Consider the following 13,461-nt stretch of genomic DNA (forward strand, 5'->3'; position numbering starts at 1 on the left):
GTCGGGTCAGTCCGGGCGGGAGCGGCGGCGGGTCGGGCGGATCCAGGTCCAGACGCACCAGGCGAGCCAGGCCAGCGAAACGGCGGTGGCCAGCAGGCGCAGCCGCAGCGCGCTGAGCAGCATCACCAGGGCCAGCACCGCCAGCCAGGGCAGCAGGCCCTTCAACGTTGCCACCGGCGGCTCACCACCCGGCGGACCAGCGGCGGGGCGATCCATGAATAGACGCAGTAGAGGACCCAGGCCAGCCCGACCAGCGCCGCTGGCCCCTTCAAGCCGGCCAGGTTGAGCGCCGCGATGGTGCCGACCGCGATCAGCCACGTGCGCAGGACGCCCAGCCGGAACAACGGTCGGAGCGGGACCAGCAGCGGGTGGGCGTACAGCCGAGCCTCCCAGGCCGCCTCGGCGTAGTCCGGGTCGCCCGGGTCCTGCGCCACCGCACGACCGAAGGAGTGACGGGCCTCGCCGACCCGGCCCCGCTCGGAGGCCATGCTGCCGTACAGGGCCAGCGCCGCCGGGTGCTCCGGCCAGCGGCCGAGGAACTCCCGAGCCACCCGCTCGGCCTCCCGGTCGTCACCGCGGGCGTACGCGAGCTGGAAGCGGCCGGCGTAGACGGCCGGCGACTCCGGGGCCAGCTCGGCGGCCCGGGCGAGCAGCCGGGCGGCCTTGTCGGTCTGGCCCACGGCCGAGCAGAGGTCGGCGTACTGGCAGAGCAGCCACGGGTGCTGCGGTTCGATCGCCAGCCCGTCCAGCAGCGCCCGCTCCGCCGGGGCCAGCTCGCCCTGGTGCCGCAGGGCGAGGCCGAGCCGGCCGAACAGCTCCGCGTCCGGGCCGGTCTCCGCCAGCCCCTGCCGGGCCACGTCGGCGACGGCGTACCACCGATCGAGGGCGGAGAGCGCGGCCGCCCGGAGCTGGAACGCCTGCCGGCTGGTGGCCACCCCGCCGGAGAGCCGCCCGAGCTCCTCCAGGGCCTGCTCCGGCCGGTTCAGGTCGAGCAGGGCGGCCACCCGGTCGAGCTGCCGATCCGGCGCGGTCACCGGGCGCTCCCGGCGCAGGCGCGGTCGACAACTGGTCGATCGGGTCGGCCTGCGGCGGAACCGACGCCGTTCACGAGCCGGCCGCCAGCAGGATCAGGAACCCCTCCGCGAACCCGAAGAGCAGCACGGCGGCGACGCCGGGCCCCCAGAGTGAGGCCGGTGTCCCGCCCCGCAGCTGGTACGCCCGGAACCGTCCCTTCTGCACCAGGTTGGCCACCAGCCAGACCAGCGCCCCGGCGAGCGCGCCGACCAGGCGGGCCGCGCCGCCCGATTGGCCGTCGAGGAGGGTGAGGGTGACCAGCACCCGGGCGGCCAGGGCGGCCAGCCCGGCCCCGACGATCGCCAGCACGGCCCGGCCGGGCAGGCGGAGCCGGGTGGAGTTGATCAGCGCCAGCACGGTGACCGCCGCAACCCCGCCGAAGACCGCGGGGTAGAGCAGCGACCCGGGCCGCCACGGTGGGCGTCGCTGCTCGTACGCGGCGGGGGTGATGGTGGGGGTGAAGAGGTCGTCGGCCACGGCCGTCCTGTCTGACGAGGGGGCGTGTGCCGGATCCTGCCACAGGAGTGGCGCGCCGGAGGCCCCCGCGCCCGTCGCTAAAGGCCGGTGCGGGGCCGGGTGAAGTTCTCGTGAACGACTTGACTGGGTGCCGGATCAGGAGGAAGGTATGGCTGCCCTAAGTTAACTAAGGCGTGCCTAACTGATCACGGAGTACCGATGTTCGCCACGTACCTGATCGGCCTGCGGGAGGGCCTGGAAGCGACCCTGGTGGTCAGCATCCTGGTCGCGTTCCTGGTGAAGTCGCAGCGGCGGGACCGGCTGCCGCAGGTGTGGGCCGGGGTCGGCCTTGCCGTGGCGCTGTCCGTCTTCTTCGGTTGGCTGATCGAGTACACCTCGACCTCGCTGCTCGCCCGCTCCGAGGACCGTGAGCTGTTCGAGGCGGTCACCTCCGTCGCGGCCGTGGTCTTCGTCACCTGGATGATCTTCTGGATGCGCAAGGCGGCCCGGACGATCGCCGGCGAGCTGCGGGGCAAGCTCAGCGAGGCGCTCGCCGTGGGCTCCCTCGCGGTGCTCGGGATGTCCTTCCTGGCGGTGATCCGGGAGGGGCTGGAGACCGCGCTCATCTTCTACTCTGCCGCGCAGAGCGCGGCTGGCGGCGCGGGGCGGGGAGCGCTGCTCGCGCTGATCGGCGGCATCGCCACCTCCGTGGTGATCGGCTTCCTGCTCTACAAGAGCGCCCTGAAGATCAACCTGAGCAAGTTCTTCACCTGGACGGGCGCGCTGCTCATCCTGGTCGCCGCCGGCATCTTCAAATACGGCGTGCATGACTTCCAGGAGGCCGGCGTGCTGCCCGGCCTGAGCCAGCACGCCTTCGACATCTCCTCGGTGCTCGACCCCAGTACCTGGTACGCCGCCCTGCTCGGCGGCATGTTCAACATCACCGCCACCCCGAGTGTGCTGGAGATGGTCGCCTGGGTCGCCTACGCGGTGCCGGTGCTGCTGCTCTTCCTCCGCAAGCCGGCCGCCCCCGCCAAGCCCGCTGTCCCGGCCAAGCCGGCGGCCGCCACCCCCGAGCCGGCCGCCACGGACACGTCGAGCGATCCGACGACCGCGACCGACGACGCCCCGACCTCCGCCCCCCAGAGCGCCTGACCCACCTTCTCCGAGGAGACAGAACCGAATGCGTACCATCCGTTTCCTGGTGCCCGCCGCTGCCGGTCTGCTCGCCGTGTCCGGCCTGGCCGGTTGCGGTGGCGGCGACGACAAGAAGGCCGACGCCGCCGGAGGGCCGATCGCGGTCAAGGCCACCGACAGCGCCTGCGAGGTCGGCACCACCGAGGTCGACGCCGGCCACGTCACCTTCAAGGTGACCAACGCGGGCACCAAGGTGAACGAGTTCTACGTGTACGCCGCCGGTGACCGGGTGATGGGCGAGGTGGAGAACATCGCCCCCGGGCTGAGCCGGGAGCTGCGGGTCGAACTGCCCGCCGGGACGTACGAGACGGCCTGTAAGCCGGGGATGAGCGGCCGCGGCATCCGCGGCGCGCTGAAGGTCAGCGGCACCGCCGCGAGCGCCGCCCCGGACGCCGCGCTGAGCCAGGCCACCGCCAGCTACCAGCGCTACGTCACCAGTCAGACCGGCGCCCTGCTGACCAAGACCGAGGAGTTCGTGGCCGCGGTCAAGGCCGGCGACGCGGCGAAGGCCAAGGCGCTGTACCCGGTCGCCCGCACCTACTGGGAGCGGATCGAGCCGGTCGCGGAGATCTTCGGCGACCTCGACCCGAAGATCGACGGCCGCGAGGAGGTCGTCGAGGAGGGGATGCAGTTCACCGGCTTCCACCGGATCGAGAAGGACCTCTGGACGACCGGCGACATCAGCAAGGACGGGCCGATCGCCGACCAGCTGCTCACCGACGTCAAGGAGATCGTGGCCAAGGCCAACGCCGAGAAGCTCTCGCCGTTGCAGCTCGCCAACGGCGCCAAGGAGCTCCTCGACGAGGTGGCCAGCGGCAAGATCACCGGCGAGGAGGACCGCTACTCGCACACGGACCTGTGGGACTTCAGCGCCAACCTGGAGGGCTCCAAGGCCGCCATGGCCGCGCTGCGCCCGGCGCTGGAGCAGCGCTCGCCCGAGCTGGTCACCCAGCTCGACACCGAGTTCGCCAACGTGGAGAAGACGCTCGGCAAGCACCGCGACGGCGACGGCTGGAAGCTGCACACCGCGCTCAGCAAGACCGAGCTGAAGGAGCTCTCGGACAGCATCAACGCTCTCGCCGAGCCGATCAGCAAGGTCGCCGCGGTCGTCGCGCGATGACGAATCCCGCAGGAGAGCCGATGAGCGAGCAGAACATCGAGGCAGCGCCCGCCGACGGCAGCCGCCTGTCCCGGCGCCGGGCCATCACCCTCGCCGGCGTCGGGGTCGCCGGGGTGGCCGGGGTCGCCGCCGGCGCCACCGCGCTGGTCCGGGGCGCGGACCACGCGGCGGCGAACGACGTGGCGGCCGGGGCGGTGCCCTTCCACGGCGAGCACCAGGCCGGCATCACCACCCCGGCCCAGGACCGGCTGCACTTCGTCGCGTTCGACGTGATCACCAAGGACCGGGCCCGGCTGGTCGCGCTGCTGCAGGAGTGGACGGCCGCCGCCGCCCGGATGACCGCCGGCCGGGACGCCGGGCTGATCGGCGCGGTGAACGGCATGCCGGAGGCCCCGCCGGACGACACCGGCGAGGCGCTCGGGCTGCCCCCGGCGCAGCTCACTCTCACCATCGGCTTCGGCCCGATGCTCTTCCGCGACGCCCAGGGCAGGGACCGGTTCGGCATCGCCGACCGGCGCCCGCCCGCCCTGGCCGACCTGCCGCACTTCGCCGGGGACGCGCTGCGCCCGGAGATCTCCGCCGGCGACATCTGCGTCCAGGCCTGCGCCAACGACCCGCAGGTGGCGGTGCACGCCATCCGCAACCTGGCCCGGATCGGCATGGGTGTGGTCAGCGTCCGCTGGTCCCAGCTCGGCTTCGGGCGTACCTCGTCGACCTCGCGGGGCCAGGCCACCCCGCGCAACCTCTTCGGCTTCAAGGACGGCACCGCCAACCTCAAGGCCGAGGACACCGGCCTGCTCCGCGACCACCTCTGGGCCCACCCGGGCGACGGGCCGGACTGGATGACCGGCGGGTCGTACCTGGTCAGCCGCAAGATCCGGATGCTGATCGAGACCTGGGACCGCACCCCCCTGGCCGAGCAGGAGCAGATCGTCGGCCGGTCCAAGGGCGCCGGCGCGCCGTTGGGTAAGGGCGACGAGTTCGACGAGCCGGACTTCGCCGCGAAGGGCGAGGGCGGCGAGCCCGTCATCGCCGAGACCTCGCACGTCCGGCTCGCCCACCCGAGTCAGAACAACGGCGCGCGCCTGCTCCGCCGCGGCTACAACTTCGTCGACGGCTCGGACGGGCTGGGCCGGCTCGACGCCGGGCTCTTCTTCATCGCGTACCAGCGGGACCCGCGTAAGCAGTTCGTGCCGATCCAGACCGGGCTCTCCCGGAACGACGCGATGAACGAGTACCTGCGGCACGTCTCCAGCGCGCTGTTCGCCTGCCCGCCCGGCGTACGCGACGCCGCCGACTTCTGGGGCCGCGCGCTGTTCGCCTGAGCCCGCGACAGCGGCCGGCCCGCACGGGACATCGGTGGTGCGGGGCGCCGGTGGTCAGCCGCGCGGGCGCTCGGCGCTGATCGCGGCGGGCCCGGGGCGTACCGCCGTGGGATCGGCCTGGGTGGGGACGGCGATCGCCGGGGCGGCGGGCCGCAGCGGGGCGGGGGTCGCCGGCGGTGCCTGCGGCGGCGCGGCCGGCGGCGGAGGCGCCGGCGTCAGCTCGGGCCAGAGCGTCGCGGTGACGCCCCGGGTACGGCCGAGCCGGTGCACCGCCCGGCGGTGCCGCTCGGCCAGCACGGCGGCCAGGTAGGCGGCCTCCGGCGCGCGCCACGGCGGCGGCGGGGAGATGACCGCGGCCATCTGGGCCCAGAGCGCCCGCCCCAGCCGGCCCCGCTCCGGCTCGACGAACTGGTGCACCCGGGCGAGGTACTGCCGGGCGGCCAGGGCCAGCCCGTCGTCCAGGCGGGTCAGGTCCAGCGTCTGCGCCCAGCCCATCAGCGGCGGCACGGCCAGCGGAGCGGGCCGCCACACCCCGGCGCCCCGGGTGTGCACCACCATCGTGCCGGCCACCAGGTCACCGAGGCGCCGCCCGCGCGGGTCCGTCAGCATCACCGTGACGCTCGCCGCCCAGCTCAACAGCGGCAGCACCAGGCCCGGCCACTCCACCGCCACGCCGACCAGGGCCCGGGTGAGCGACTGGCCGACGCCGACCGGGCCGCCGTCGGCGCGCACCACCCGCAGTCCCACGACCAGCTTGCCGACCGTCCGGCCGCCGGCGAACCGCTCCATCAGCACCGGGTAGCCGACCAGCACGAGGACCAGCAGGACCGTCTGCAACGCGCCCTCGAGCGCCCCGTCCACCACCCCGGCGGGCAGGACCAGCAGCAGCAGCGACAGCCCGATCGACAGCAGCATCGCCACGCCCACCTGGACCAGGAGGTCGATCAGCAGGGCGAGCACCCGGGAGCCGAGCCGGGCGGCTCGGACATCCAACTCCACCGCCTCGCCGCTGACCAGACCGGCGTCGGCCCACCGGTCCCCGCCGTGCGCCGGTGCGGGAGGTTGCGCTCTCACTCCGACAGTGAACACTATGAGCGCCGGACGGGGGAGGATGAGTGGATCTCGACGCGTACGTGGCGGAGCACGGCGGCGAGTGGCGACGGCTGGAGCAGTTGGCCCGGCGCCGTCGTCTGGACGCCGCCGAGGTCGACGAGTTGGTCGCGCTCTACCAGCGGGCGGCCACCCACCTCTCCGTGCTGCGCAGCCGCTCACCCGACCCCGCGCTGGTCAACCGCCTCTCCCACCTGGTGCTGGCCGCCCGGGCCCGGATCACCGGCCGCCCCCGGGCGTCCTGGGCCGCGCTGCGGCGGTTCCTCACCGCCGACCTGCCGGCCGCCCTCTACCGGGCGTGGCCCTGGTGGTGCGGGGTGGCCACCGGGTTCGGCGCGCTCAGCGGCTTCCTGATCTGGTTCGTCGCCGGCCACCCGGACACCGCCGCCGCGTTCATCGGCAATGAGGCCGCCGCCGACCTGGTCGACTCCGGCTTCGCCGGCTACTACACCGAGTTCGCCGCGCCCACCTTCGCCTTCCACCTCTGGACGCACAACGCCTGGATCGCCGCCCAGTGCCTGGCCTCCGGGGTGCTGGTCGTGCCGGTGTTCTACCTGCTCTGGCAGAACGCGCTGAACATCGGCGTGGTTGGCGGGGTGATGGTCTCCTACGGCCGGGCTGACGTCTTCTTCGGCCTGATCACCCCGCACGGGCTGCTGGAGCTGACCGGGATCTTCGTGGCCGCCGGAGTCGGTCTGCGTACCGGCTGGGCGTGGATCTCGCCGCCCGCCCACCTCAGCCGGGGGCGGGCGGTCGCCGAGGCGGGCCGTTCGTCCATCGTGGTCGCCGTCGGCCTGGTCGGGCTCTTCGCCGTCTCCGCCCTGCTCGAGGCGTTCGTCACCCCGGCGCCCGTGCCGGTCCCGGTCCGCGTGGCGGTCGGCGCCGCCGTGTGGCTCGCTTTCCTCTCGTACGCCCTCCTCCTCGGCCGCCACGCCGCCCGCTCCCCGACATCGCCGCCCTCGTCCGCGCCCCCGCCTCCTCCCGTGACCGCAAATTCACGGAATGAGGGCCTTTTCGGCGCGGAATAGCCACTGATCCGTGAATTAGCGCGGGCCGGAGCCGCGGGGGCGCGGTGGTGGGTCAGAGTTGGCCCAGGGACTTGAGGCGGAGATAGGTGTCGGCGACCGTGGGGGCGAGGCGGTCGGCGGGGGCGTCGACCACGGTCACCCCGTGTCTCGCCAGCGCGGCGCGGACGCGGTCCCGTTCGGCCAGCGCCCGCCAGGCCGCGGCGGCGGCGTAGGCGTCCTCCGGGCCGGTGGGCGGGGCGACGGTCAGCCCGGTCAGCACCGGGTCGTGGGTCGCGGCGATCACCACCTTGTGTCGGGCGGCCAGCCGGGGCAGCACCGGCAGCAGGCCCTCGCCGAGGGCGCCCGCCTCCAGGGCGGTGAAGAGCACCACCAGGCTGCGCTGCCGCTCCCGGCGCAGCACCTCACCGGCGATCAGCTCGAAGTCCGTCTCCACCAGCGCCGGGTGGAGCGGGGCGACCCCGTCGACCAGCCGGGAGAGCAGGGCCGGCCGGCCGCTGCCGGTCACCCGCGCCCGGATCACGGCGTCCGCCGCCAGCAGGTCGACCCGGTCGCCTGCCCGGGCGGCGAGCGCGGTGAGCAGCAGCGCCGCGTCGATCGCGGTGTCCAACCGGGGCTGGTCGCCGACCCGTACCGCCGAGGTGCGACCGGTGTCCAGCACGCAGACCAGTCGCCGGTCCCGCTCCGGCCGCCAGGTGCGGACCAGCACGTCGGACCGGCGCGCGCTGGCCCGCCAGTCGATCGACCGCACGTCGTCGCCGACCACGTACTCGCGCAGGGTGTCGAACTCGGTGCCCTGGCCCCGACCCCGGGTGACCTGTATGCCGTCGATGATCCGCAGCCGGGCCAGCTTCTCCGGCAGGTGCCGCCGGGAGTCGAAGCGGGGCAGTACCCGCAGCGCCCACGGTGGCGTGTCGGGGCGGCCGGCCCGCTGCCGGAACGCCAGCCGCAGCGGCCCGAAGGAGCGTACGGTCAGCGCCACCGCCGGCCGGTCGCCCCGGCGCGACGGAGTGAGCCGTACGGGCAGCGTGGCCGTGCCGCGCGGCTCGACCAGCAACAGCCGCCGCGGCGGTACGTCGGGACGGGCGCCCGCCGAGGGCACCCAGGCGTCGCGCACCTGGGCGCGCAGCGTACGGGCGGAGGTGTTGGCCAGGTGCAGCGTGACCGTGGCGGTGCCGCCGAGCCGGACCGCCCGGTCGCCGGTCCGGGTGGCGGTGAGCGCGTGCAGCGGCGCCGCCAGCGACCAGTCGAGGGCGACCAGCAGCAGCACCAGGCCGGTCATCGCCGCCACGCCGACGAACGGCGCCGGCCAGGCCGGCAGGGTCAGCGCGCCCGCCCCGAGCAGCAGCGCCGCCCGCCAGGTCATCGCGGCGTCGGCACGGTGGCCAGCACCGTGTCCAGCACCGAGTCGACGCCGACCCCCTCCAGCTCCACCTCGGGGCGCAGCCGGAGCCGGTGCCGCAGGGTGGGCCGCGCGACGGCCTTCACGTCGTCCGGGGTGACGTGGTCGCGGCCGGCCAGCCAGGACCACGCCTTGGCCGTGTTGAGCAGGGCGGTCGCGCCGCGGGGCGAGGCGCCCAGTTCGAGCGCCGGGGTGGCCCGGGTGGCCCGGCAGAGGTCCACGATGTAGCCGAAGAGCGGCTCGGCCACGTACACCCGGCGGACCGCCTCCCGGGCCGCGGCGAGGTCGGCCGCGGTGGCCACCGGCCGTACGCCGGCGGCGCCCAGGTCGCGCGGGTCGAAGCCGGCGTGGTGCGCGCGGAGCACCCCCAGCTCCTCGTCCCGGCTGGGCAGCGGCACGGTCAGCTTGAGCAGGAACCGGTCGAGCTGCGCCTCCGGCAGCGGGTAGGTGCCCTCGTACTCGATCGGGTTCTGGGTGGCCGCCACGATGAACGGGTCGGGCAGCACCCGCCGTTCGCCCTCGACGGAGACCTGCCGCTCCTCCATCACCTCCAGCAGCGCCGACTGGGTCTTCGGGGGCGTCCGGTTGATCTCGTCGGCGAGCAGCAGGTTGGTGAAGACCGGCCCCTCCCGGAAGGTGAAGGCGGCGGTGTGCGGGTCGAAGATCAGCGACCCGGTGACGTCGCCGGGCATCAGGTCCGGGGTGAACTGGACCCGCTTGGACTCCAGGTCCAGCGCGGTGGCCACGGTGCGGATGAGCAGGGTCTTGGCCACCCCGGGCACGCCTTCGAGCAGCACGTGCCCCCGGCAGAGCAGGGCGATCACCAGCCCGGTGACCACGGCGTCCTGCCCGACGACCGCCTTGGCCACCTCGGCTCGCAGCCGGTGCAGGGCGGCGCGGGCGTCGTGCTGGTCGACGGCCGACGGAACGGTCATGGGTCCGGTCACCGGAGATCTCCTTCGGTCGGGTGGTCGGGACGGGCGGCGACCGTGCGGGCCACCCGGTCCAGCGCGCGGGCCAGCTCCAGCAGCTCCTGGTCGGTGGCCGGCTCGTCGCCGTAGAGCAGTTGTTCGGCCTGGTCGGAGCCGATGCCGGCGCGCGCGGCGACCCGGGCGGCCACCTCGGTCGGTGGCGTGGTCGGCGGCAGGTTGAGCCGGGGCAGCAGCCGGTCCAGCGCGGCCGCGCGCAGGGTCGCCGCCGCCGGGCCGCGGGCGCCGGCGCGCCGGTAGAGCCGGGCCCGACCGAGCACCGTCTCGGCGGAGCGGACGGTCACCGGCAGCGGTTCCAACACGGGCGGGCCGAGTCGGCGGGCCCGCCAGAGCACCACCAGCAGCCCGGCCAGCGCGAGCTGGGCGAGCAGCGCCCAGAACCAGACGGGGAAGGCGGTCCAGAGCGGATTCTGCGGTGACCGGCCGCCGGCCTCGTCCTGCCCGTCGGAGCCCCGGCTCGGCGTCCCGTCGCGTCCCGGCCGGCCGCCGTTCTCCCCGCGGGTGGAGCCGCCCGGCGTGGGGGACCAGCCCGGCTCGCCGTCGGGCCCGGTGCCGAAGCTCGGTGCGGGCGCCGGGCCGTCCAGGTCGAGCCAGACCAGCGGACGGGGGCCGCCGAGCAGGCCGGTGGCGAGGGCGCGGTTGCCCAGCTCGTCGATCCGGTCGTTGCGGAACGGGTCGCTGGCCCCGATCACCACCACCTCGGTCCGCCAGGACACCCGGAACAGTCCACCCGAGTAGCAGCGGTCGGGGACGACGGCCCGGCCGGGCGGGCCGGCGTAGCGCTGGCGGTCGGCGGCGGCCGTCCCGGCGCCGAGGGCCTCGGGCAGCGTGCACGGCTGGCCGTCGGCGTCCGGGGCGATGGCCCGGGTGGCCCAGCGGCGCGATGTCGGCACGAGCGGCGCGCCGAGGCCTTCCAGCACCCGGCGGGACGGGTCGACCAGCACCAGGCGACTGCCGAGGGGCAGGTCGGCCAGGGCGGCGACGGTGTCCGGGTGCACCAGCTCCGGAGCCGGCACGAAGAGCGTGGCCGGGCCGGGCCGGGCGGCGAGCAGTGCCCGCAGGGTGTCGGTCTCCCGCCGTACGGGCACGCCCTGCCCGCGCAGCGCCGCGGCGAGCCGGCTGCCCCCGTCGTCATCGGTGGCGACGGGGGAGAGGAAGCCCCGGTCGGCCGGGTCGGGCTGGTCGACCGCGTGCGCCACCAGGGTGACCGCGATCAGCAGGAGGGCCAGCCCGAGCGGGATCAGCAGCCGGTGCCGACGACGGCGGGCCTGGCGCGGCCGCTCCGGGACCGTCCTCGTCGCCTCGATGGTGCTGGTCACCGGCGCTCACCGTCCTCGGGGTCACCGGAGAGCTCCCGGTGCAGGTCGGTGGCGAGTTCGCGCATCCGCCGGTCGTGCTCCGGGGTGGCCGGGCGCTGGGCGTACCAGAGGTCGGAGAAGATCGTGCCGGCGGCGTGCAGGGGCGGGTGCACCCGGGGCCGGACCCGGGCCGCCGCCGCGGTGAGCTCCGCGACGGTCATCCCGGGGCGGTGCTCGACCACCCGCCCGACGACCAGCTCACGGATCATGTCGCGCAGCCGCTCCCGGACCGACTCCGCGTACCGGCCCTCGGCGGCGAGCCGGTCGGCGAGCGAGGCGTGCGCGGCGGCGGGCTGCTCCGGCGCGCCGGCCCGGGGTGCGGGCACGGTCGGCGCCTCGGCGGTCGTCCTGGGGCGCCGTCGGCGGCGGGGGAGCCGGCGCAGCCGCGGGAGCCGCCAGCGGGGCAGCCGCGGGAACCGGAACCGGGGCAACCGCAGCCGCGGGAGCCGGGGCAGCCGCCGGGGCACCCAGGCGGGGAAGAAGTACCAGCCCAGGGCGACCAGGAGCGCGACGAGCAGCAGGAGCAGCGTGGCGAGTGGCAGCGGTACCACGTCGCCGAGGGCCGCGACCGCCTCGGTCCACCACCGGCTCACCGCTCGACCGCCAGCAGGACCGGCTCCGGCGTGCCGGCCGGGGCCCGGGAGAGCCGGATGTCCAGGCCCTCGGTCCGCATCCGGGTCTCCAGGTGCAGCACCGCGTCGAGGCAGGCCAGCGCCGGGTAGGCGACCGCGTTCACGGCGACCCAGGCGGCCGTGGCGACCGGGAGGGCCCAGCTCAGGTCACCCAGGTCGAGCAGGTCCAGCGACGCCAGCCCGTAGAAGAGGCCCAACCCGATCCCGAGCCGGATCAGCCACCAGCCGAGGTAACCGAGCAGCCGGATGCCGGCCGCCCGGCCCCCCGAGCGGACCGCGAGCCCGAGCGCGCGCAATGGTGCCCGCGGCGCGGGGAGCCGGTCCACCACCAATGCGGGGGTGAGCGCGCCGAGCAGCCCGTAGGCGACGAACCAGGCCGGCCCGAACAGCGACGCCATCAGGACGACGAGGCCCGCCAGCAGCGCGAGCGACACGGTGGCGGCCCATCGGGCGCCGGCGGGTCGGAGCAGCTCGCGCGGCCCCGCCCGGCGCCCGAGCAGTGCCGCGCCCGCGCCCCGCGCGGCGGGGTTGCCGAGCAGCGCGATGATCGTCGCCTCGGTGCCGGCGCCCACCGCGAGCAGCAGCCAGTACCAGCCCAGCCGATCGTCGTTGAACCAGTATGTCGGCGGGTGCGTGCCGGCCAGCGTCCGCAGCGGGTGGAGCAGCAGCTGCTCGCCCAGTGCCAGCAGGGCGGCGAGCGGGACCAGCAGCCGGGCCTGGCCGCGCAGCAGCAGGACGGCGGAGTCGAGCAGTTCGCCCACGGTCAGCGGGCGGCGCGGGAGCACGGCGGTCGGGCCGGCGTCGGACACGCGTACTCCCTGGCGGACGAGCGGTGGTGGCGGGCGGCGGCGCCCCCGAGGGATCATCGTGACACGGCCGGTCCGATCCGGTGGACCCGCAGGGGGGCCGCGCCACGCGCAGCGTCCGGCCCGTCAGCTGTGGTGTGTGGTCGCCCGCCGCAGTACCGTGCCGTGATAACGCCGAACCCTCCTAACCGAACGGGGATGGAACGATAAACCCCATGAGAGCCCGGGTACTGGTGGTCGACGACGACCCAGCGCTCGCCGAGATGCTCGGCATCGTCCTGCGCAGCGAGGGCTTCGTGCCCGCATTCGTCGCGGACGGGGAACGGGCATTGGCCGCTTTCCGTGACAATCGGCCCGATATCGTCCTGCTCGACCTGATGCTGCCCGGCATGAGCGGCATCGACGTGGCGCGCGCGATCCGGGCCGAGTCCGGCGTGCCAATCGTCATGCTGACCGCCAAGAGCGACACGGTGGACGTGGTGCTCGGCCTGGAGTCCGGGGCCGACGACTACGTCGTCAAGCCGTTCAAGCCCAAGGAGCTGGTGGCCCGGATGCGCGCCCGGCTGCGCCGGGGCGAGGACGTGGCGCCGGAGATGCTCACCATCGGGCCGCCCGGCATCCAGATCTCCATCGACGTGCCGGCGCACACGGTGAGCCGGGACGGCGAGGAGGTGAAGCTGACCCCGCTGGAGTTCGACCTGCTGGTCGCGCTCGCCCGCAAGCCGCGGCAGGTCTTCACCCGCGAGGTGCTGTTGGAGCAGGTCTGGGGCTACCGGCACGCCGCCGACACCCGCCTGGTCAACGTGCACGTGCAGCGGCTGCGGGCCAAGATCGAGCCGGATCCGGAGCGACCGGAAATCATCCTCACCGTTCGGGGCGTGGGCTACAAGGCGGGTACCGGATAGCCTTGGTCGCACTGTGGTGACCTCCCCGCGCCCCGACTCGCCGACCACCGCGTACCGCTGGC

At 74.9% G+C, this 13,461-nt stretch carries 14 protein-coding genes; 5 read left to right on the forward strand and 9 right to left on the reverse strand.

What is annotated here, in order from left to right; translation table 11 throughout:
- Positions 1 to 6 precede the first annotated feature (6 nt).
- The 3 genes from GA0070624_RS34635 to GA0070624_RS09085 form a co-directional block, all read right to left on the reverse strand.
- Entirely contained in the window at positions 7 to 174 is a 168-nt protein-coding gene (locus GA0070624_RS34635; protein ID WP_176731526.1) for a hypothetical protein, read from the reverse strand.
- Positions 162 to 1,034 (reverse strand): tetratricopeptide repeat protein, encoded by an 873-nt coding sequence (locus GA0070624_RS09080; protein ID WP_091338915.1) that lies wholly within the window; start codon positions 1,032 to 1,034, stop codon positions 162 to 164. Before GA0070624_RS09080 ends, GA0070624_RS34635 begins: the two co-directional genes overlap by 13 nt.
- A gap of 70 nt (positions 1,035 to 1,104) precedes the next feature.
- The gene (locus GA0070624_RS09085; protein WP_091338917.1) at positions 1,105 to 1,551 is read right to left on the reverse strand and encodes a hypothetical protein; all 447 of its coding nucleotides are present in this window, start codon (positions 1,549 to 1,551) and stop codon (positions 1,105 to 1,107) included.
- A gap of 198 nt (positions 1,552 to 1,749) precedes the next feature.
- On the opposite strand from GA0070624_RS09085, the gene efeU reads away from it, so the two are divergent.
- From efeU to efeB, 3 genes are read left to right on the forward strand one after another with little or no spacing between them, the layout of a single operon-like run.
- Positions 1,750 to 2,685 carry an iron uptake transporter permease EfeU gene (gene efeU / locus GA0070624_RS09090; RefSeq protein ID WP_091338920.1) on the forward strand — a complete coding sequence of 312 codons (936 nt, stop codon included), beginning with the start codon at positions 1,750 to 1,752 and terminating at the stop codon, positions 2,683 to 2,685.
- 28 nt (positions 2,686 to 2,713) lie between these two features.
- Complete coding sequence (gene efeO, locus GA0070624_RS09095; RefSeq protein ID WP_091338923.1) at positions 2,714 to 3,847, forward strand: iron uptake system protein EfeO; 1,134 nt, start codon at positions 2,714 to 2,716, stop codon at positions 3,845 to 3,847.
- Positions 3,848 to 3,867: 20 nt separating this feature from the next.
- Entirely contained in the window at positions 3,868 to 5,172 is a 1,305-nt protein-coding gene (gene efeB, locus GA0070624_RS09100) for an iron uptake transporter deferrochelatase/peroxidase subunit (protein WP_245718713.1), read from the forward strand.
- Between the two features lie 54 nt (positions 5,173 to 5,226).
- Here efeB and GA0070624_RS09105 read toward each other — a convergent pair whose 3' ends face one another.
- The gene (locus tag GA0070624_RS09105) at positions 5,227 to 6,264 is read right to left on the reverse strand and encodes an RDD family protein (protein ID WP_091348433.1); all 1,038 of its coding nucleotides are present in this window, start codon (positions 6,262 to 6,264) and stop codon (positions 5,227 to 5,229) included.
- Between the two features lie 23 nt (positions 6,265 to 6,287).
- On the opposite strand from GA0070624_RS09105, the gene GA0070624_RS09110 reads away from it, so the two are divergent.
- Positions 6,288 to 7,310 carry a stage II sporulation protein M gene (locus GA0070624_RS09110; protein ID WP_091338929.1) on the forward strand — a complete coding sequence of 341 codons (1,023 nt, stop codon included), beginning with the start codon at positions 6,288 to 6,290 and terminating at the stop codon, positions 7,308 to 7,310.
- A 52-nt stretch (positions 7,311 to 7,362) separates the two neighbouring features.
- Here the strand turns inward: GA0070624_RS09110 and GA0070624_RS09115 are convergent, their stop codons facing one another.
- Genes GA0070624_RS09115 through GA0070624_RS09135 form a run of 5 tightly spaced genes read right to left on the reverse strand, consistent with a single transcriptional unit; the run spans position 7,363 to position 12,497 of the window.
- Complete coding sequence (locus tag GA0070624_RS09115; RefSeq protein ID WP_091338933.1) at positions 7,363 to 8,673, reverse strand: DUF58 domain-containing protein; 1,311 nt, start codon at positions 8,671 to 8,673, stop codon at positions 7,363 to 7,365.
- Positions 8,670 to 9,644: an AAA family ATPase gene (locus GA0070624_RS09120; RefSeq protein WP_091348436.1), complete on the reverse strand. Its 975-nt coding sequence runs from the start codon at positions 9,642 to 9,644 to the stop codon at positions 8,670 to 8,672. The genes GA0070624_RS09115 and GA0070624_RS09120 overlap by 4 nt, the downstream gene beginning before the upstream one ends.
- 8 nt (positions 9,645 to 9,652) lie before the next feature.
- Positions 9,653 to 11,017, reverse strand: coding sequence for a DUF4350 domain-containing protein (locus tag GA0070624_RS09125; RefSeq protein WP_091338935.1), 1,365 nt, complete (start codon positions 11,015 to 11,017; stop codon positions 9,653 to 9,655).
- Positions 11,014 to 11,649, reverse strand: a complete 636-nt coding sequence (locus GA0070624_RS09130; protein ID WP_091338937.1) for a DUF4129 domain-containing protein — start codon at positions 11,647 to 11,649, stop codon at positions 11,014 to 11,016. Before GA0070624_RS09130 ends, GA0070624_RS09125 begins: the two co-directional genes overlap by 4 nt.
- Positions 11,646 to 12,497, reverse strand: coding sequence for a hypothetical protein (locus GA0070624_RS09135; RefSeq protein ID WP_091338938.1), 852 nt, complete (start codon positions 12,495 to 12,497; stop codon positions 11,646 to 11,648). The genes GA0070624_RS09130 and GA0070624_RS09135 overlap by 4 nt, the downstream gene beginning before the upstream one ends.
- A gap of 212 nt (positions 12,498 to 12,709) precedes the next feature.
- Between GA0070624_RS09135 and mtrA the strand changes: the two genes are divergently transcribed.
- Positions 12,710 to 13,399, forward strand: a complete 690-nt coding sequence (gene mtrA, locus GA0070624_RS09140; protein ID WP_091338941.1) for an MtrAB system response regulator MtrA — start codon at positions 12,710 to 12,712, stop codon at positions 13,397 to 13,399.
- Positions 13,400 to 13,461 lie beyond the last annotated feature (62 nt).

Source organism: Micromonospora rhizosphaerae (assembly GCF_900091465.1).
Lineage (GTDB): Bacteria > Actinomycetota > Actinomycetes > Mycobacteriales > Micromonosporaceae > Micromonospora > Micromonospora rhizosphaerae.